Origin of the sequence: Pseudomonas mercuritolerans (genome assembly GCF_025706525.1) — a bacterium.
Taxonomy (GTDB): Bacteria; Pseudomonadota; Gammaproteobacteria; order Pseudomonadales; family Pseudomonadaceae; genus Aquipseudomonas; species Aquipseudomonas mercuritolerans.
Map to the genome: position 1 here is coordinate 47,829 of NZ_JAMSHA010000012.1, position 16,530 is coordinate 64,358.

A 16,530-nucleotide genomic window follows, 5' to 3' on the forward strand; every position below is an offset into this window, starting at 1 on the left:
GGGAGCGAGCCTGCTCGCGAAGAGGCCCGATCAGACGCCGACGATATCCGCGCCCTTAATGGTCTGGCTGCGCTGCCCGTTCACCCCCACCGGCACCTCGCCCTTGAGCGTCACCCGGCGCACCACGCGATCCTGGGTGCCGTAATCATCAATGGCGTAATGCTGCGTCGAGCGGTTGTCCCAGATCGCCACATCACCGGCCTGCCAGCGCCAGCGCACGGTGTTTTCCTGGCGGATTACATGGCTCTGCAGCAAGCCGAACAGGTGCGCCGAATCCGCCTGTGAATAACCTTTGATGCGTTTGACGAAATGCCCCAGCAGCAAGCTCTTCTCGCCGCTGATCGGGTGCACGCGCACCACCGGGTGCTCGGTTTCGTAGACGGTCGAGGTGAAGACTTTGCGATAGCGCTCCAGCTTCTCTGCCGAGACGTCCGGCTTCGCACCGGCGTAGTCGTACTCGTTGCTGTGCACAGCGGTCAGTTTGTCGGCCAGCTCACGCAGCTCGCTCGGCAAGCCGCGGTAAGCGGTCGCGGTGTTGGCCCACAGCGTATCGCCGCCGAAGGCCGGGGCGACCACCGAGCGCAGGATCGAGGCTTTCGGGTAAGCGTCGACGAAAGTCACGTCGGTGTGCCAGGAGTTGGCGCGCTGACCTTCGGCGCCGTCCAGCTCGAGCAGGTAACGGGTGCCTTCGCGCGATGGCACGGTCGGGTGCGCCACCGGTTCGCCAAGCAGATGGGCGAAGGCTTCCTGACGCTGATCGTCGAGTTGCGTCTGCTCGCGGAAGAACAGCACTTTGTATTCGACCAAGGCTTGCTGGATGGCTTCGACAGTGGCGGCGTCCAGCTCACCGGACAGATGCACGCCGCGAATTTCGGCACCGATACGACCGGCTACCGGGTGAATTTCCAGCGCGTGAGAAACGGGTTTTACGGCGAGTGCGGCATTGCTCATGGGAAGACCCTCATCGACGATTTGCGGTTTTGGCGGCAGCGAAACAACGCTCTATCTATATTCCAATTACATCTAATAGATATTCATATGCTTCGTTGACGGAATAAGAGCTTGCATTTAAAACCTCAAGCAACCCTCGTCGCAAATGCCTTCGAGCTATTTTTAGGATGCCGGAAAAGCATATGGATCTTCGCCAGTTGCGCTACTTCATCGCCCTCAACGAACACCGCAGTTTTGTCCGTGCGGCAGACGCCATGGGCATCACTCAACCGGCGTTCAGCCGCAGCATTCAGGGGCTGGAGCAGGAGTTCGGTTGCGTGCTGGTCGATCGTGGCAACAAGGATCTGCGTCCGACGCCCGAGGGCCAGGTGGTGCTGCAACATGCCTTGAGCCTGGTGCAGGGCGCAGCGTTGCTCAGCGCTGAAGTGACGCAAATGACCAAGCTCGACGCCGGCGAAGTGCATTTTGGTTGCGGGCCGGCGCCAGCGGTGAAACTGGTGCCCGATGCGGTGGCGCAGTTCATCAATGCGCATCCGAAAGTGCGCACCTGTTTTCAGGTGGATAACTGGGAAAAACTCAGCCGCGCGCTGAGCCGCGAAGAGATTGAATTCTTCATCGCCGATATCCGCCATTTCGAGTCCGACCCTAATTTCCAGACGCAACCGCTGACGCCCAAGCGCGGGGTATTTTTCTGCCGGCCGGGGCATCCGTTGCTGGCCAAGGAAAGCCTGTCGACCAACGACATGTTCGACTACCCGTTGGCCGCCACGCTGATCCCGCCGGGCATTCGCAAGCTGCTGGCGAACCTGAGCGGGCGCATCGATTTCTCGCCGACCATCGAGACCGAGCACTTTCCGGCACTGGTCAAAGTGGTGCTGCAATCCAATGCGATAGGTGTCGGTACCGAGGAGGCGTTTGTCGAGGATGTCGCCAAGGGCTCGCTGGTGCTGCTGCACTGGCGCAACCTGCCGCAGAACCTCGAAAGCATGAACGCGCGCTGCGGTATCGTCAGCCGCACCGGATTCCGGTTGTCGCCGGCGGCGAGGGCAATGATCGAGACGTTGGTGGCGGTGGATCGGCAGGATGTCAGCGTCGCTGTCTGAAAGATCGCAGCCTTCGGCAGCTCCTACAGGGGAATGCGTTTTCCTGTAGGAGCTGCCGAAGGCTGCGATCTTTTGCTTCTAGAGCTTGGCCGCAGAGAGTTCAGGCGCCACCCAATCACTGACCTTGAACGGCTTGCGAATCAGCTTCTGCTGCGCCGCCAGGTCGATCTTGTCCTGCAGGCCGCTCAAGAACACCGGATCCAGAGTCGACGGGAAAATCTCACTGAGATTCTGATCCTTCAGATCCTGAGCCAGAATCACCGGCGGATAACTGGCCAGCCCTGATACCAGCTGCACATAGGCGTCCTTGTTGCTGTCCTGAGTCAGCCACTCGACCGCTTGCTGCTGCGCCTTGAGCAGTTTCGCAATGACCTCTGGATGGGCGTCGACAAACTTGCCATTACCCAGCAACACCGCCTGCACGCTGCCAGCGCCGCCGAGGTCCTTGGTGTTGAGCGGCAATTCCGCCAGGCCTTTGGCTTGCAAGGCACTCAGCGCGGAGCTGCCCCACGAGGCATCGATCTGCTTGGCCGCGAGTGCCGAAACCGCCGCGTTGAAATCCAGATTGATCACCTTCAGATCCTTCTCGCTCAGGCCCTGACTGGCGAGCGCCGCATCGAACGACAGCTGCGTCGCCGTCCCGCGAAAGATCGCCACGCGTTTGCCCTTGAGATCCTGCAGCGTCTTGATCCCCGAGCCGGGCACCACGCCGAGGTATTGCTTGACCCCACGCGCCGTGGCGCTGAGCAGGCGCGTGTCCAGACCATTGGATTTGCCGATGATCGCGGCCAGATCGCCGAGATAGGCCAGATCGACCTGCCCATTGGCAAACGCCTCATTGATCACCGGCCCGGCGCCCTTGAAGAAACTCCACTGGATCTTGATGCCCTGCTCGGCGAAGGCCTTTTCAAAGATCTGCTGATCGCGCAGCACATCGACGATGCCGCCGCCGCTGTGCTGCGTACCGGCGCTGAGGTCGGGCACGGCGATGCGGATTTCCTTGAGCTCCTCGGCTTGGGCGCCAAGCGCGAGAAAGCCTGCAAGCGCCGGGGCGGCCAGCAGGCTGATGATTCGTTTGAAGGGAAGGTTCATGGGTGCGGCTCCTTGATCGCTGAGGAGCCGAAAGTAGGCTGGATGCATACCTTCACTTAAATACTATAAATGCACATTTTTATATCCATATGACCTAAGCGAGGGCGTGTGCGGTTTGCAGCGCGATATGCATTAACAGCATCGAAAATATTCTTCGAATGCATTGGATGCGCGTAAGCAGGCAAGCCTTAAATGGATTTGCTTATCTCCCGATAGCATCTAACGCAACTCTGTTAGATCAGTTTCATATATGACGAAACCCAATGTGGGAGCGAGCCTGCTCGCGAAGAGGCCATGCCAGCCGCCATCAATGCTGCCTTAAACAGCCATTTCGCGAGCAGGCTCGCTCCCACATGAAAAGCGGTTCGCCATGCAACCCGACAACGGAGGTCACCCATGGCCCGTCAATCTCTGCTCAGCCTGCCGCTGGCCGCGCCGCCGCTGAAAAGCCGTCGCACCTGGCCGAGCCTGAATCAACGCCTGTTGCCCTGGCTGTTGCCCGTCAGCCTGTTCGTCCTGTGGTGGCTGGCCGCGCGCAATCAGTGGATGAGCGAGCAGATCCTGCCGGCGCCATCGCTGGTGTGGAGCAGCGCTGTGGAACTGGCCCAAGGCGAGTTGTGGAGTCATTTGTGGATCAGCCTGCAACGGTTGTTCTGGGGCTTGTTGGCAGGCGTTTCGACCGGCGCGGTGCTTGGCGCCGCACTGGGTTTCAGTCGACGTCTGGAGCGCCTGGTTTTTCCGACATTCGCTGGGTTGGCGCAGGTGCCGACGCTGGCGTGGATTCCGCTGTTCATGGTGTTTTTTGGCATCGGCGAACTGCTGAAACTGGTGGTGCTGATCAAGGCCATTGTGGTGCCGGTGACCTTGCACACACTGGTTGGCGTGCGCGATGCACAACCGAAACTGCACGAAGCCGCCGCCGTGTTGCGCCTGCCGCCGCTTCTGCTGATTCGGCGTCTGGTGTTCCCAGCGGCGTTGCCGGCGTTCATGGCCGGCGTGCGCCTGGCACTCGCTGCCGGCTGGACCTCGTTGCTGGCGGTCGAGCTGCTGGCCTCCAGCGAAGGCATCGGCTATCTGATGGTCTGGGCGCGGCAGTTGTTCATGCTCGACATCGTGTTCGTGTGCATCGTGGTCATCGGTGTGATCGGTGTGGCGATGGATCGCGGCATCGGCCTGCTCGACCGCAGACTGGTGCACTGGCCGCACCCGGCCACCGCGCAAATCACTCGCGGCCCGCGCTATCAGGGCTGGCAGCGCCTGCAACCGTGGCTGTTGCCGCTGGGCTTGTTGGCGCTTTGGCAAACGGCCAATGATCAGCAGTGGGTCGACGCGAATATTCTGATCAGCCCTTTGGCAGTGCTGAGCACGGCATGGAATGGACTGCTCGACGGCACGCTGGTCAGCGGCATGGCGCTGAGCCTGAGCCGCACCCTCGGCGGCTTGCTGATCGGTGGCGGCCTCGGTTTCGCCCTGGGCTTGCTCCTCGGCCTGTCGCGTTTCAGCGAACGCCTGCTCGGCCCGACACTCGCCGCACTGCGGCAGATTGCGATTTTCGCCTGGGTGCCGCTGCTCACCGCATGGTTCGGTCTCGGCGAACTGGCCAAGTGGGTCTTTGTCGCCCTCGCTGCATTCTTCCCGCTGTTCATCGCCACCCAGCGCAGCGTCGCCAACCTCTCGCCGCAACTCAACGAAGCCGCGCAAGTGCTGCGCCTGAGCCTCGGCCAACGCCTGCGCCGACTGGTCCTGCCCGGCGCTGCGCCAGGCATTTTTGCCGGGCTTCGATTGAGCCTGATCTACGCCTGGCTCGGCACCATCGGCGCTGAATATTTCATGCCGTCCAATGGCGGCATCGGCAGCCAGATGATCGGCGCGCAACAGTTGCTGCGCATGGATCTGATCATGGCCGGCATGCTGCTGGTCGGCCTCACCGGTGCCCTGCTCAACATGATCGGCCAACGCCTGGAAATTCGCGCGACCCGCTGGAGACACGCATGAACGCACCAATTGTCAGCTTCAACCACGTAGGCAAATCCTTCGCCGTCAACGGTTTCGAACTGGAGGCGATTCGCGAATTCAACCTGGACATCGCCGAGGGCGAATTCGTCGCCATTGTTGGTTCCAGCGGCTGCGGCAAATCCACTTTGCTGCGGTTGCTGGTCGGCCTCGACACCGAGTTTCGCGGGCAGATCAGTGTCGATGGTAAAGCCGTCAGCGGCATCGGCGGCGAGCGCGGCATCGTTTTTCAGGAGCATCGTCTGTTTCCGTGGCTGACGGTCGCCGACAACATCGGCCTGGGCCTGGTCAATGAACCGCTGAGCGGAGCGCAGAAACAACAACGCATCAAAGACTTTATCGAGCTGGTCGGCCTCAGCGATTTCACCGAGGCCTATCCGCATCAACTCTCCGGCGGCATGGCGCAGCGCGTGGCGATTGCTCGCGGCCTTGTCGCCAGCCCGCGCATCCTGTTGCTCGACGAACCCTTCGGCGCCCTCGACGCACTGACCCGCCAGCAAATGCAGGACGAGCTGCTGGCGATCCGCGAGCGGGCACAGATCACCACGATTCTGGTGACCCACGATGTCGAGGAAGCGATTTTTCTGGCCGACCGCGTGGTGGTGATGGAGCCGCGTCCGGGGCGGATCAAGCAAGTGGTCGACATCGCCCTGCCGCACCCGCGCCAGCGCAGCAGTTACGACTTTCATCAGCTGCGCGAAGAACTGCTGCACGAATTGACCAGTGATGACCATTACCAACCGAGCGCGCCGGTGCAGATCCGCGATCTGCCGCTGACGTTCATTGCCTGCTGAACAGGAGTTTCGCGATGCCGCAACGTCCCAACTTTCTAGTGATTCTGGCCGACGATCTGGGCTTTTCCGACATCGGTGCGTTCGGCGGCGAAATCGCTACGCCGAACCTCGATGCGCTGGCCCACAACGGTCTGCGTCTGACCGATTTTCACACCGCACCAACCTGCTCGCCGACGCGTTCGATGCTACTGACCGGCACCGATCACCACATCGCCGGCATCGGCACCATGGCCGAAGCGTTGACCCCGGAACTGATCGGCAAACCCGGTTACGAGGGCTACCTCAACGACCGCGTCGTCGCCCTGCCCGAGCTGCTGCGCGAGGCCGGCTATCAAACCTTGATGAGCGGCAAATGGCACTTGGGGCTGAAGGCTGAACTGGCGCCCCATGCGCGTGGTTTCGAGCGTTCGTTTTCACTGTTGCCGGGCGCTGCCAACCACTATGGTTTCGAGCCGACCTACGATGAGCAAACGCCGGGCCTGCTGAAATCCACCCCGGCGCTGTACATCGAGGACGATCAGTTTGTTGACGAGTTGCCGAAGGATTTCTATTCCTCCGATGCCTTCGGCGACAAGCTGCTGCAGTACCTCAAGGAACGCGATCAGACCCGGCCGTTCTTCGCTTACCTGCCCTTCTCCGCGCCCCACTGGCCGTTGCAGGCACCGGCCGAGATCGTCGAGAAATACCGTGGCCGCTACGACGCTGGCCCGCAAGTGCTGCGCCTCGAACGCCTGGAAAAACTCAAGGCACTTGGTCTGATCGAGGCAGACGTCGAACCGCACCCGCTGATTCAGCTCAGCGCGCAGTGGGACGCCTTGAGCGATGAGCAAAAGCAGATTTCCGCACGAGCCATGGAGGTCTACGCGGCGATGGTCGAGCGCATGGACTGGAACATCGGCCGGGTCGTCGATTACCTGCGCCAGCAAGGCCAGCTCGACAACACCTTCATCCTGTTCATGTCCGACAACGGTGCCGAAGGCGCGCTGCTGGAAGCGTTCCCCAAGTTCGGCCCGGAGCTGATGACCTACCTCAACCAGCATTACGACAACAGCCTCGACAACATCGGCCGGGCCAATTCCTACGTCTGGTACGGGCCGAACTGGGCGCAAGTGGCAACCGCGCCGTCACGCTTGTTCAAGGCTTTCACCACCGAGGGCGGGATCCGCGTGCCGGCGCTGCTGCACTATCCACAATTGCCGCTGAAAGGGCAGATCAGCCATGGTTTCGGCACGGTGATGGACATCACCCCGACTATTCTCGATCTGGCTGGCGTGCGGCATCCGGGCAAACAGTGGAAAGGCAAAGCCGTGGCGCCACTGCGCGGCAAGTCGTGGCTGGGCTTCCTGTCCGGCGAGACCGCGCAGGTGCATGACGAGCATACGGTCACCGGTTGGGAATTGTTCGGACGTCGGGCGATTCGTCAGGGCTCATGGAAAGCCGTGTGGATTCCCGGACCGGTCGGGCCAGCGACCTGGCAGCTGTATGACTTGGCGAGCGATCCAGGTGAGATTCATGATCTGGCGTTGAGTCAGCCGCAGAAACTCACTGACTTGATCGGGCATTGGCAGCGGTATGTGGAAGAGACCGGAGTGATCCTCAGTGCTTCGCCGTTTCAGCCGGATTGAACCAAGATCAAAAGCCCCCTCACCCCAGCCCTCTCCCTGAGGGAGAGGGGGAAAGGGAGCAGATCTTCATGCTTTTCCAACCTGAGGTCGGCTCGAAATTTCAGGTCGATGTATCCAGCATAAACAGCTGGATCAGTCCCCTCTCCCCTGGGAGAGGGTTAGGGTGAGGGGCATCTGTCAGGCCTCCACCGCCTCCCCGGACATCACTTCCTCATCTCCGCGCACAAACCGGTTCGCCCGGCCAAACGTGCCGAAATCATTGAACCGCACACCCATCTCGCGCATGACCTTGTGCGCCACCGGCACGGTCATCTGACGAATGTAAAACGGCTCCTTGACCACAAAATGATGAATCCCATGACTGCTGCCGAAGTTGAAGCAGAACGCTTGCAACGGCCACAGCCACCACGGGTTCAGCACCTGGCATTGCTGCAGCACATTGCCCGGTTCGACGTCGCCGTAGTAATGCATGTTCGAGCTGATGAAGTGCAGGCAAAAAGTGCGCAACACATTCGGGCCGATGATCACCACGGCGGCGATATCGATCACCTGCATCACCGAAAGCGTGGTGGTCGACCACTCGATGGGCGAGCCGAGCAAATGCGCGATGCCACTGGCCGCGTGAAAGCCGAGAAACACATACCACGCGCCCCAATGCAGCAGCGCCAGCGGTGCGTAGACCTTGAGCACGCGTTTGCCGATGCTCCACTTGTGTGCCCAGGTCTTGGCGCGGAGCAGGCGGATAAACGCCGACATCAGGTTGTCGCCAACCATCAGCAGACGGGCAAATCCCCACGGCTCGCCGTTGGTGATTGCGCGCTCTTCCATGTCGGCTTCAGTGCCGGAAACCTTGTGATGGTTGAGGTGCAGATGACGACGGATCCAAGGATTGATCGTGCTCGGCCGCGCCAGCCAGACCAGGCCCATCATCAGGTTGTGCGGCACGCGTTGTTTGCGGAAGTACATGCTGTGGATCAGGTCATGTTCCAGCTCATGGGTCAGCGAGGCGAAAAAAGCATTGAGCAGCAGGCACACCCACCAGGCCATATGGCCAGTGATGTACAGCGCCGCCGAGCCGATCATCCCGGCCAGCGCGAACGCCAGAATCCCCGCACCGAGGGCATCCTGATGCTGAAGAATCGGGTAGCGCTCACGCAATTGCGTGCCTTTGGCCAACACTACCTGGCGAATAAGTGCCGAGCGCTGCGCCGCATTCAGTCGTTCAGGGCTTGCAGAAGTACCGTCCATGCTTCCATCCTCCGGTCTAAGATGAATGCATCGTGCCTTGCCGGGGTTCGATCCGCGCTAGCCAAGAACGCCAACCTGTTGACCGGACGCGCCAATTCGCATGAAGGAACCGACCTCCCTTGCCAGCTGGACCCGCGCCTTGCGCAAGCAACTCGATGCGCTGGGGCTGGACAGCCTTGCCTTGTGCCAACAGGCCGGGCTCGACCCAGCGCTGATGGACGACCCCAACGCGCGCTATCCGCTGTCCGGCACCACGCGCCTGTGGGCGCTCGCCGTTGAAGCCAGCGGCGACCCGGCGCTGGGCTTGCGCGTGTCGCGTTTTGTCAGCCCGACCACCTTCCACGCGCTCGGTTATGCGCTGGTGGCCAGCGGCAGCTTGCGCGAAGTGTTCGAACGCATCGTGCGCTATCACCCGGTGGTCAGCGATGCGCTGGAACTGGAGCTGAGCCGCAGCGAAGACCGCTATCAATTCCGCCTGAAAATCCCGCCCGGCAACCCGGCGCCGGCAGTCGAAGCCATCGACGCCTTCGCGGCGATCTACGTGCGCACCTGCCGCAATCGCCTCGGCCGTGACTACGCACCGCTGGCGGTGTACTTGCGCCGCCCCGAACCGAGCGATGCCCAGCAATGGCACAAAGTCTTCCGCGCGCCGGTGCATTTTTGCGCCGCCGAAGACCGCCTGGAATTCGCCCTCAGCGACTTCGACAGCCACCTCGACGACGCCAACCCGGAACTGGCCGAACACAACGAAGCCGTACTCAAACGCACCCTCGCCCAGCTCAAACCGCTGACCTGGGAGCGCAAGGTGCGCGATGCCATTGAAGAACAACTGCCCGAAGGCGAACCGAGCGCCGAACGCATCGCCCAGGCCTTGCACCTGAGCCTGCGCAGCCTGCAACGGCATCTGGCGGATGAAGGTTGCCGCTTCGACACCCTGCTCAACGAAAGCCGCGAAAATCTCGCGCTGCTGCACCTGCGTGACCCGCAGTGCTCGTTGAGTGAAGTCAGCTATCTGCTGGGATTCGCTGACACCAGCAGCTTCAGCCGCGCCTTCAAGCGCTGGACCGGGATGACGCCGGGGCAGTTTCGGGATCAGTTGCGCTGATCCGAAATCATCACTGTGTGATCCAGCGCCTTCGCGAGCAGGCTCGCTCCCACAGTTGGAATGCGTTTCCTTGTGGGAGCGAGCCTGCTCGCGAAGAGGCCTGTCAATTCACCACAAACCCCAACTCAAACACCATTCCCGACACATCACTACTCACCCGCACCCGCCCGCCATGCAATTGCATGATCGACTGCACGATCGCCAAACCCAGGCCACCCGAATCTCCCGGTTCCGCACGTGAAGGATCGACGCGGTAGAAACGGTCGAACAGTTTGCCCAGATGCTCAGGCGCGATGACCGGGCCGTGGTTGTGCACTTGCAGCCAGCACATACCCGGTTCATCGAACCGTTGCAGGCTGATCAGGGTGCCGGGGTCGGCGTGGCGTACGGCATTGGCCAGCAGATTGCCGAGGGCGCGTTGCAGCAGTTGCTGGTCGGCGAGCAATTCGCCGTGCATGCGGTTTTGCAGTTTAAGGTCGCGGTCATCGGCCAGCGCTTCGAAGTAATCGCAGAGTTCGTCGCCGACGTTGCGCAAGTCCAGCGTGTGCAGATTGAGCGCACGTTCGGCCTGTTCGGCGCGGGCGAGGAACATCAGGTTCTCGGCCATGCGCTTGAGCCGTTCGAACTCTTCCATGTTCGAGGCCAGCACTTCCTGATATTCGGCCGTGCTGCGCGGATGGTTCAGCGCCTGGCCGTTGCTGGCGAGCAAGGTGTGCAGCGGCGTGCGGATTTCGTGGGCGAGGTCGGCGGAGAATTGCGACAGGCGCTGCACGCTGTCGTCCAGCCGCGCCAGCATGGTGTTGAGCGCGTGCACCGGCTCGCGCAGTTCGGTCGGTGTGCCCTCGGTGGGCAGGCGTCGATCGAGGCTGCGCAGATCGATGCTGCGCACCGCTTCGCTCAACTGATGCAAAGGCCGCAAGCCACGCCGCAGCAATAACAGGCCCAGAGCAAACGCGAGCACCGCGCCGAGGCCGACGGACAGATACAGACGCAGGCGATAACTGCCGAGCATCTGCTCGCGCTCGCTGAGCACTTTGCCGGCGATCACCGTCAGGGTTTCACCATTGGGGCCTTGGGCCAGGCCGGACAGCAAGGCCAGCTCGGCGCCGTCACTGGCCTGCCAGGTGAGCACGTCACGGCGCTGCGGAATTTGTTCTCGCGGTAATGCATTGAGCGCCGGCAATTCACGTTGGCGCGGGTTGATCGCGATCACGCTGGAACCGTCGGCCCGGCGCACCAGCAACAGACTGTCGAGATTGCCGAGCATGTTCTGATACAGCCGTGGCCGTGCCTGCAAGGCGTCGAGGCTGTCGCTGTCGGCGAGCAAGGCGCGTACTTGCTCGAGGCGACCGAGCAGGGCCATGTCGTCACGAAAGGCCAATTCCGAGGCCAGCGAGCGGTAGAGAAACACGCCGATTGCGCTCAGCACCAGCGCGCAGATCATGGCGAAGGCCAGCGCCAATCGCCAGGCGATCGACTTACTCCACATCGTCCGGCGCTTCCAGTTGATAACCGACGCCGCGCACGGTGTGGATAAGTTTCGGCATGTACGGGTCATCGACCTTGGCACGCAGACGCCGCACAGCGACTTCGACCATGTTGGTGTCGCTGTCGAAATTCAGGTTCCACACCTGCGAGGCGATCAGCGTGCGCGAGAGCACTTCGCCCTGGCGACTGGCGAGCAGTTGCAACAAGGCGAATTCCTTGTTGGTCAGGGCAATGCGCTGGCCGCCGCGACTGACCCGGCGGCGCAGCACGTCGATTTCCAGGTCGGCGATGCTGTACGACTCGGCTTCGCGCATCGGCCCGCGTCGCAGCAGCGTGCGTACGCGCGCGAGCAACTCGGCGAAGGCGAAGGGTTTGAGCAGGTAGTCATCGGCGCCCAGCTCAAGACCACGGACGCGGTCTTCAATGGCGTCCTTGGCGGTGAGAAACAGCACCGGTGTGGCGCCGCGCTGGCGGATCAGTTGCAGCAATTGCCAGCCGTTGAGGCCGGGCAGCATCACGTCGAGGATGATCAGGTCGTATTCCTGCTGCTCGATAAAATAGCGGCCGTCGAGGCCATTGAGCGCCACATCCACGGCGAAACCCGACTCGCCCAGGCCCTTGGCGAGGAAATTCGCGGTTTTGGCTTCATCTTCTACGACCAGCAAACGCATGGCACACCTCGATTGATCAGGTACACAGGCTAGGCGTGTTCGCCGCCGTTGCCCATTACAAACTTGTAATCCGCCTGACGGGGTTCTGACGAAGTGCGCCGGTTAAGGTGCTGACCTTCCCAACCGGAGCCTGCACATGACCGTCAAATACGTTGTCGCCAGCCTGATCCTCGGCCTCAGTGGCGCCGCGAGCGCCACGCCAGAACTGCCGCGCCACGCCGATCTCGACCTGAAAACCGCACGCTGGCTGGCGGACAAGGCGATGAGCAGTTGCCCCGGCACGGTGTCGGTGCTCGACCGTGGCGGCAACCTGCTGGTGACTCTGCGTGGTGACGGCGTTGGCCCGCACAACACCGCCGCCAGCCAGCGCAAGGCCTACACCGCGCTGTCGACCAAGACGCCGACGCGGCTGTTCGCCGAGCGCGCCCGCAGCAACCCGGAAACCGCCAACCTCAACACCCTCGATGATTTGCTATTGCTCGGCGGCGGCATTCCGTTGTTCGCCGGCAGCGAACTGGTCGGCGCGATGGGCGTGGCCGGTTCCGGCGGCGGTGAACAAGACGAAAACTGCGCCCGCGCCGCCGCCGACAAAGCCGGCCTGACCATCACCCGTTCCCAATAAGGAGATCCACCATGACCACCCTGCGCATGACCCTCGCCGTGCTCGGCCTGAGCGCTGTTTCCAGCCTGGCGCTGGCCGCCGGCAATCCGCTGAGCGTGCACGTGCTCAACCTGGAAAACGGCCTACCGTCACCGGGCATCAACGTCACTCTGGAAAAACACGTCGGCGAAAACTGGCAGCCACTGGCCCAAGGCACCACCAACGAACAAGGGCGGATTGCCGAACTGTTCCCGGCCAAACAGCCTTTTGAAGCAGGTGAATACCGCGTGGTGTTCAAGACCGGCGAGTACTACCAGAAGATCAAGCACGAGACGTTCTTCCCGGAAATTCCGGTGATCTTCCAGGTCAAGCAGACTGATCAGCACTACCACATCCCGCTGCTGCTGAGCCCGTACGGTTTCTCGACCTATCGCGGCTCGTAATCCAAACGCAGATCCTTCGTAGGAGTGAGCCTTTGTGGTGAGGGGATTTATCCCCGCTGGAGTGCGCAGCAGTCCCTTTTTCAGGGCCGCTGCGCGCCCCAGCGGGGATAAATCCCCTCGCCACAGGTGCCAGTTCCGACATTGGATCGGCGTGAGTTTTTAGATCGTGGCCAGGGCACGCAGTCTTGCGGCATCGAGGATTTCGATCTCGCCGTAGGCCAACCCGATAATCCCCTGCCCCTGCAGATCCTTGAGGATCTGATTGGTGGTCTGCCGCGACAGTGACAGCATTGCGGCCAATTGCTCCTGCGGCAGTTGCAGCACCCGACGCGGTGCGTCGAGTTCGCCGTAGCCTTCGGCGATCATTAACAAGCGATGAGCCAAGCGCGCCGGGGCCGGCAGCAGGCTCAGTTGTTCAAGATTGATGAACGCCAGGCGCAACTTGTGGCTCATCAACAGCGCCAGATGCCGCCAGTACTGCGGCTGTTCGTCGAGCAGTTTGAGCAACGCCGCCTGGGGAATATTCAGCAAGGTACACGGCCCGACCGCATAGGCATCGTGCGTACGTGGCTGGCCATCGAACAGGCAGATTTCGCCGAACCAGTGCGGCGCCTCCACCAGACTCAGCAACGCCTCCTTGCCCTGCTCGCTGACCGCCCCGATGCGTACGGCGCCATCGAGCACCGCGTACAGACCGCACGGCGCATCGCCACGCTGGAACAGCCGTTGTCCCGCCGTCAGCCGCCGCTCTCGGGCCAACGCCAGCAGGCTATCCTGAAAAGATGCAGGCAGATGACTGAACCACTGGCCACTGAGCAACCGTGCACGAATTTGCATAACCACTCCTGGAGTGTCGCCTGCCCGACAGAGCGAGCGCGGATCCCGAGGGATGATGCCTTCAACCCCACTGGAGGAACAACAATGAAAAGCCTCGTCGACCATCTCAGTCAATACGCCGCCTATCACCGCGACCCGCGCAACATCGCCAGCCACTTTATCGGCATTCCGCTGATCGTGGTGGCGGTGGCTGTCCTGCTGTCTCGGCCGCAGTGGGCGCTGGGCGGGTTGTGGATATCTCCGGCGGTTTTTTTAGCGCTGGCCTCGGCGTGGTTTTACCTGCGCCTGGAATTGAAACTCGGCGTATTGATGACCGTACTGATGGGCCTGTCAGTCTGGGCCGGGCATGCACTGGCGCAGCAGAGCACCATGGTCTGGCTGAGCAGCGGCCTGGCGATGTTCGTGATCGGCTGGGTGATCCAGTTTGTCGGGCATCACTATGAAGGGCGCAAACCGGCGTTTGTCGATGACATCAGCGGGCTGATTGTCGGGCCGTTGTTTGTCGTGGCCGAGCTGGCGTTTTTGCTCGGGCTGCGGCAGGAATTGAAACAAGAGATCGAGTTGCGGGCGGGGGTGGTGCGGGTCAATCCGAATCGCGCTGCTGTCTAAATCGTATTCGCGAGCAGGCTTGCTCCCACATTTGGAATGAGTTTTCCCTGTGGGAGCGAGCCTGCTCGCGAAGCTTTTGCCTTTAAATATTGGCGACTTTCTGCCAGACCTTCGGCTTGAAGAACAAGGTCTCACCCTTGGCCAACCCGATCAGGCTGTCGTGATCCTTGACCACTTCCGCTTCGATCAGATCGGTCTGCCCCTCCACTTTCAAGGTCACCCGCGTAGTCGCGCCCAGCGGGCGGATATCGCGCACTTCAGCGGCATGGTGATCTTCCAGCTCATGCCTGGATAATGACACTTCGTGCGGGCGGAACAGCACGTGATTGTCGTCGCTCAGCAGCAAGCGGTTCGAGTCGCCGAGGAAGTGATAAACGAAGTCGCTGGCCGGGTTTTCGTAGACGTCGCCCGGTGAGCCGATCTGCTCGATCACACCCTTGTTCATCACCACGATGCGGTCGGCGACTTCCATCGCTTCTTCCTGGTCGTGGGTCACAAACACTGAAGTCAGGTTGATGTCTTCGTGCAGCCGCGCCAGCCAGCGCCGCAGTTCCTTGCGCACCTTGGCGTCGAGCGCGCCGAAAGGCTCGTCGAGCAGCAGCACTTTCGGCTCCACCGCCAAGGCACGGGCCAAGGCGATACGCTGACGCTGGCCACCGGACAACTGCTCCGGGTAGCGATCCGACAGCCAGTCCAGTTGCACCATGTTCAGCAGTTCGTGAACCTTGGTGGCGATCTGGCTTTCGCTCGGGCGCTGGTTTTTCGGTTTCATGCGCAGGCCGAACGCGACGTTGTCAAACACCGTCATGTGGCGGAACAAGGCGTAATGCTGGAACACGAAACCGACGTTGCGATCACGCACATCGTGGCCGGAAACGTCCTCGCCGTGAAAAACGATGTTGCCCTGATCCGGGGTTTCCAGACCGGCAATAATGCGCAGCAAGGTGGTTTTGCCGCAGCCCGACGGACCAAGCAGCGCGACCAGCTCACCGCTGTGGATATCCAGGCTGATGTTGTCCAGCGCCTTGAACGCGTTGAAATTCTTGCTGACGTTACGCACTTCGATCGACATGAATTATTCCTCCGCGGCGCTGGCGCGCAGGCGGTTGATACGGTTTTCGCTCCACTGCTTGAGCAGCAGGATGAAGAGCGCCAGGATCAGCAACAGGCTCGCCACGGCGAACGCGGCCACGTGGTTGTATTCGTTGTAGAGGATCTCGACGTGCAGCGGCAAGGTGTTGGTCACCCCGCGAATGTGCCCGGAAACCACCGACACCGCACCGAACTCGCCCATGGCCCGCGCGGTACACAGCACCACGCCGTAAATCAGCCCCCACTTGATGTTCGGCACGGTGACGTGCCAGAACATCTGCCAGCCGTTGGCCCCGAGCAGGCGCGCGGCTTCTTCCTCCTGGGTGCCTTGTTCCTGCATCAGCGGAATCAGTTCACGGGCCACGAACGGCACGGTGACGAAAATCGTCGCCAGCACAATGCCCGGCAGGGCGAAGACGATCTGGATGTCGTGATCCTGCAGCCATGGCCCGAACAGGCCCTGAGCGCCGAACATCAATACGTAGACCAGACCGGCGATCACCGGCGATACCGAGAACGGCAGGTCGATCAGCGTGACCAGCATGCTCTTGCCACGGAACGAGTATTTGCTCACGCACCATGCCGCACTGACGCCGAACACCAGGTTCAGCGGCACCGAAATCAGCACCGCGAACACGGTGAGTTTCAATGCCGAAAGCGCGTCCGGCTCAAAGATCGCGGTGAAGAATGCGCCAAGGCCATTCTTCAAACCCTGCGACACCACTATGAACAACGGCAGCAGCAGAAACAGGAAAAAGATCAGCCAGCCAAGACCGATCAGGATTCTGCGCGAAGTGGCACTGCCACGGCGCGCAGCGTTGGCCGAAGAGGCGGCCGCAATGGACGATTGGGACATGT

The 16,530-nt window shown here is 61.5% G+C and carries 16 protein-coding genes; 8 read left to right on the plus strand and 8 right to left on the minus strand.

What is annotated here, in order from left to right; all coding sequences use genetic code 11:
• Positions 1 to 30: 30 nt before the first annotated feature.
• Entirely contained in the window at positions 31 to 951 is a 921-nt protein-coding gene (locus ND528_RS26950) for a TauD/TfdA dioxygenase family protein (RefSeq protein ID WP_263471642.1), read from the minus strand.
• A gap of 182 nt (positions 952 to 1,133) precedes the next feature.
• On the opposite strand from ND528_RS26950, the gene ND528_RS26955 reads away from it, so the two are divergent.
• Positions 1,134 to 2,054, plus strand: a complete 921-nt coding sequence (locus ND528_RS26955; RefSeq protein ID WP_212615023.1) for a LysR family transcriptional regulator — start codon at positions 1,134 to 1,136, stop codon at positions 2,052 to 2,054.
• Positions 2,055 to 2,132: 78 nt separating this feature from the next.
• Here ND528_RS26955 and ND528_RS26960 read toward each other — a convergent pair whose 3' ends face one another.
• Positions 2,133 to 3,146, minus strand: a complete 1,014-nt coding sequence (locus ND528_RS26960; RefSeq protein WP_263471643.1) for an ABC transporter substrate-binding protein — start codon at positions 3,144 to 3,146, stop codon at positions 2,133 to 2,135.
• 396 nt (positions 3,147 to 3,542) lie between these two features.
• Between ND528_RS26960 and ND528_RS26965 the strand changes: the two genes are divergently transcribed.
• From ND528_RS26965 to ND528_RS26975, 3 genes are read left to right on the plus strand one after another with little or no spacing between them, the layout of a single operon-like run.
• The gene (locus ND528_RS26965; RefSeq protein ID WP_263471644.1) at positions 3,543 to 5,141 is read left to right on the plus strand and encodes an ABC transporter permease; all 1,599 of its coding nucleotides are present in this window, start codon (positions 3,543 to 3,545) and stop codon (positions 5,139 to 5,141) included.
• Entirely contained in the window at positions 5,138 to 5,953 is an 816-nt protein-coding gene (locus tag ND528_RS26970) for an ABC transporter ATP-binding protein (protein WP_137215028.1), read from the plus strand. The genes ND528_RS26965 and ND528_RS26970 overlap by 4 nt, the downstream gene beginning before the upstream one ends.
• Positions 5,954 to 5,967: 14 nt before the next feature.
• Positions 5,968 to 7,578: an arylsulfatase gene (locus ND528_RS26975; protein WP_122508382.1), complete on the plus strand. Its 1,611-nt coding sequence runs from the start codon at positions 5,968 to 5,970 to the stop codon at positions 7,576 to 7,578.
• 177 nt (positions 7,579 to 7,755) lie between these two features.
• Here ND528_RS26975 and ND528_RS26980 read toward each other — a convergent pair whose 3' ends face one another.
• Positions 7,756 to 8,826 carry a fatty acid desaturase gene (locus ND528_RS26980; protein WP_263471645.1) on the minus strand — a complete coding sequence of 357 codons (1,071 nt, stop codon included), beginning with the start codon at positions 8,824 to 8,826 and terminating at the stop codon, positions 7,756 to 7,758.
• Positions 8,827 to 8,926: 100 nt separating this feature from the next.
• On the opposite strand from ND528_RS26980, the gene ND528_RS26985 reads away from it, so the two are divergent.
• Complete coding sequence (locus ND528_RS26985; protein WP_137215025.1) at positions 8,927 to 9,931, plus strand: AraC family transcriptional regulator; 1,005 nt, start codon at positions 8,927 to 8,929, stop codon at positions 9,929 to 9,931.
• Positions 9,932 to 10,034: 103 nt separating this feature from the next.
• On the opposite strand, the gene ND528_RS26990 is transcribed toward ND528_RS26985, so the two are convergent.
• On the minus strand, positions 10,035 to 11,420 hold the full coding sequence (locus ND528_RS26990) for a heavy metal sensor histidine kinase (RefSeq protein WP_263471646.1): 1,386 nt from the start codon (positions 11,418 to 11,420) through the stop codon (positions 10,035 to 10,037).
• Positions 11,410 to 12,090 carry a heavy metal response regulator transcription factor gene (locus ND528_RS26995; RefSeq protein ID WP_041477440.1) on the minus strand — a complete coding sequence of 227 codons (681 nt, stop codon included), beginning with the start codon at positions 12,088 to 12,090 and terminating at the stop codon, positions 11,410 to 11,412. The genes ND528_RS26990 and ND528_RS26995 overlap by 11 nt, the downstream gene beginning before the upstream one ends.
• 136 nt (positions 12,091 to 12,226) lie before the next feature.
• Here ND528_RS26995 and ND528_RS27000 point away from each other — a divergent pair, with 136 nt between their 5' ends.
• Positions 12,227 to 12,712 (plus strand): GlcG/HbpS family heme-binding protein, encoded by a 486-nt coding sequence (locus ND528_RS27000; protein ID WP_130912254.1) that lies wholly within the window; start codon positions 12,227 to 12,229, stop codon positions 12,710 to 12,712.
• An 11-nt stretch (positions 12,713 to 12,723) separates the two neighbouring features.
• Positions 12,724 to 13,134 carry a hydroxyisourate hydrolase gene (uraH, locus tag ND528_RS27005; protein ID WP_039756340.1) on the plus strand — a complete coding sequence of 137 codons (411 nt, stop codon included), beginning with the start codon at positions 12,724 to 12,726 and terminating at the stop codon, positions 13,132 to 13,134.
• A gap of 159 nt (positions 13,135 to 13,293) precedes the next feature.
• Here the strand turns inward: uraH and ND528_RS27010 are convergent, their stop codons facing one another.
• Positions 13,294 to 13,971: a Crp/Fnr family transcriptional regulator gene (locus tag ND528_RS27010; RefSeq protein ID WP_122698853.1), complete on the minus strand. Its 678-nt coding sequence runs from the start codon at positions 13,969 to 13,971 to the stop codon at positions 13,294 to 13,296.
• 84 nt (positions 13,972 to 14,055) lie between these two features.
• On the opposite strand from ND528_RS27010, the gene ND528_RS27015 reads away from it, so the two are divergent.
• A complete protein-coding gene (locus ND528_RS27015) occupies positions 14,056 to 14,580 on the plus strand; it encodes an Mpo1 family 2-hydroxy fatty acid dioxygenase (RefSeq protein ID WP_137215021.1) in 525 nt (174 codons plus the stop codon).
• An 82-nt stretch (positions 14,581 to 14,662) separates the two neighbouring features.
• On the opposite strand, the gene ND528_RS27020 is transcribed toward ND528_RS27015, so the two are convergent.
• Together ND528_RS27020 and cysW are read right to left on the minus strand one after the other, a co-directional pair.
• Positions 14,663 to 15,652, minus strand: a complete 990-nt coding sequence (locus ND528_RS27020; RefSeq protein WP_024011135.1) for a sulfate/molybdate ABC transporter ATP-binding protein — start codon at positions 15,650 to 15,652, stop codon at positions 14,663 to 14,665.
• 3 nt (positions 15,653 to 15,655) lie between these two features.
• Entirely contained in the window at positions 15,656 to 16,528 is an 873-nt protein-coding gene (cysW, locus tag ND528_RS27025) for a sulfate ABC transporter permease subunit CysW (RefSeq protein ID WP_007917679.1), read from the minus strand.
• Positions 16,529 to 16,530: the final 2 nt, after the last annotated feature.

What these genes read in the sequence shown, in the direction of transcription:
- ND528_RS26960 (WP_263471643.1), bottom strand. Translation starts at nt 3,146, where the DNA reads ATGAACCTTCCCTTCAAACGAATCATCAGCCTGCTGGCCGCCCCGGCG.
- ND528_RS27010 (WP_122698853.1), bottom strand. Translation starts at nt 13,971, where the DNA reads ATGCAAATTCGTGCACGGTTGCTCAGTGGCCAGTGGTTCAGTCATCTG.
- ND528_RS27000 (WP_130912254.1), top strand. Translation starts at nt 12,227, where the DNA reads ATGACCGTCAAATACGTTGTCGCCAGCCTGATCCTCGGCCTCAGTGGC.
- ND528_RS26990 (WP_263471646.1), bottom strand. Translation starts at nt 11,420, where the DNA reads ATGTGGAGTAAGTCGATCGCCTGGCGATTGGCGCTGGCCTTCGCCATG.
- ND528_RS27020 (WP_024011135.1), bottom strand. Translation starts at nt 15,652, where the DNA reads ATGTCGATCGAAGTGCGTAACGTCAGCAAGAATTTCAACGCGTTCAAG.
- ND528_RS27015 (WP_137215021.1), top strand. Translation starts at nt 14,056, where the DNA reads ATGAAAAGCCTCGTCGACCATCTCAGTCAATACGCCGCCTATCACCGC.
- ND528_RS26970 (WP_137215028.1), top strand. Translation starts at nt 5,138, where the DNA reads ATGAACGCACCAATTGTCAGCTTCAACCACGTAGGCAAATCCTTCGCC.
- ND528_RS26965 (WP_263471644.1), top strand. Translation starts at nt 3,543, where the DNA reads ATGGCCCGTCAATCTCTGCTCAGCCTGCCGCTGGCCGCGCCGCCGCTG.
- ND528_RS26985 (WP_137215025.1), top strand. Translation starts at nt 8,927, where the DNA reads ATGAAGGAACCGACCTCCCTTGCCAGCTGGACCCGCGCCTTGCGCAAG.
- uraH (WP_039756340.1), top strand. Translation starts at nt 12,724, where the DNA reads ATGACCACCCTGCGCATGACCCTCGCCGTGCTCGGCCTGAGCGCTGTT.
- ND528_RS26955 (WP_212615023.1), top strand. Translation starts at nt 1,134, where the DNA reads ATGGATCTTCGCCAGTTGCGCTACTTCATCGCCCTCAACGAACACCGC.
- ND528_RS26980 (WP_263471645.1), bottom strand. Translation starts at nt 8,826, where the DNA reads ATGGACGGTACTTCTGCAAGCCCTGAACGACTGAATGCGGCGCAGCGC.
- ND528_RS26975 (WP_122508382.1), top strand. Translation starts at nt 5,968, where the DNA reads ATGCCGCAACGTCCCAACTTTCTAGTGATTCTGGCCGACGATCTGGGC.
- ND528_RS26995 (WP_041477440.1), bottom strand. Translation starts at nt 12,090, where the DNA reads ATGCGTTTGCTGGTCGTAGAAGATGAAGCCAAAACCGCGAATTTCCTC.
- ND528_RS26950 (WP_263471642.1), bottom strand. Translation starts at nt 951, where the DNA reads ATGAGCAATGCCGCACTCGCCGTAAAACCCGTTTCTCACGCGCTGGAA.
- cysW (WP_007917679.1), bottom strand. Translation starts at nt 16,528, where the DNA reads ATGTCCCAATCGTCCATTGCGGCCGCCTCTTCGGCCAACGCTGCGCGC.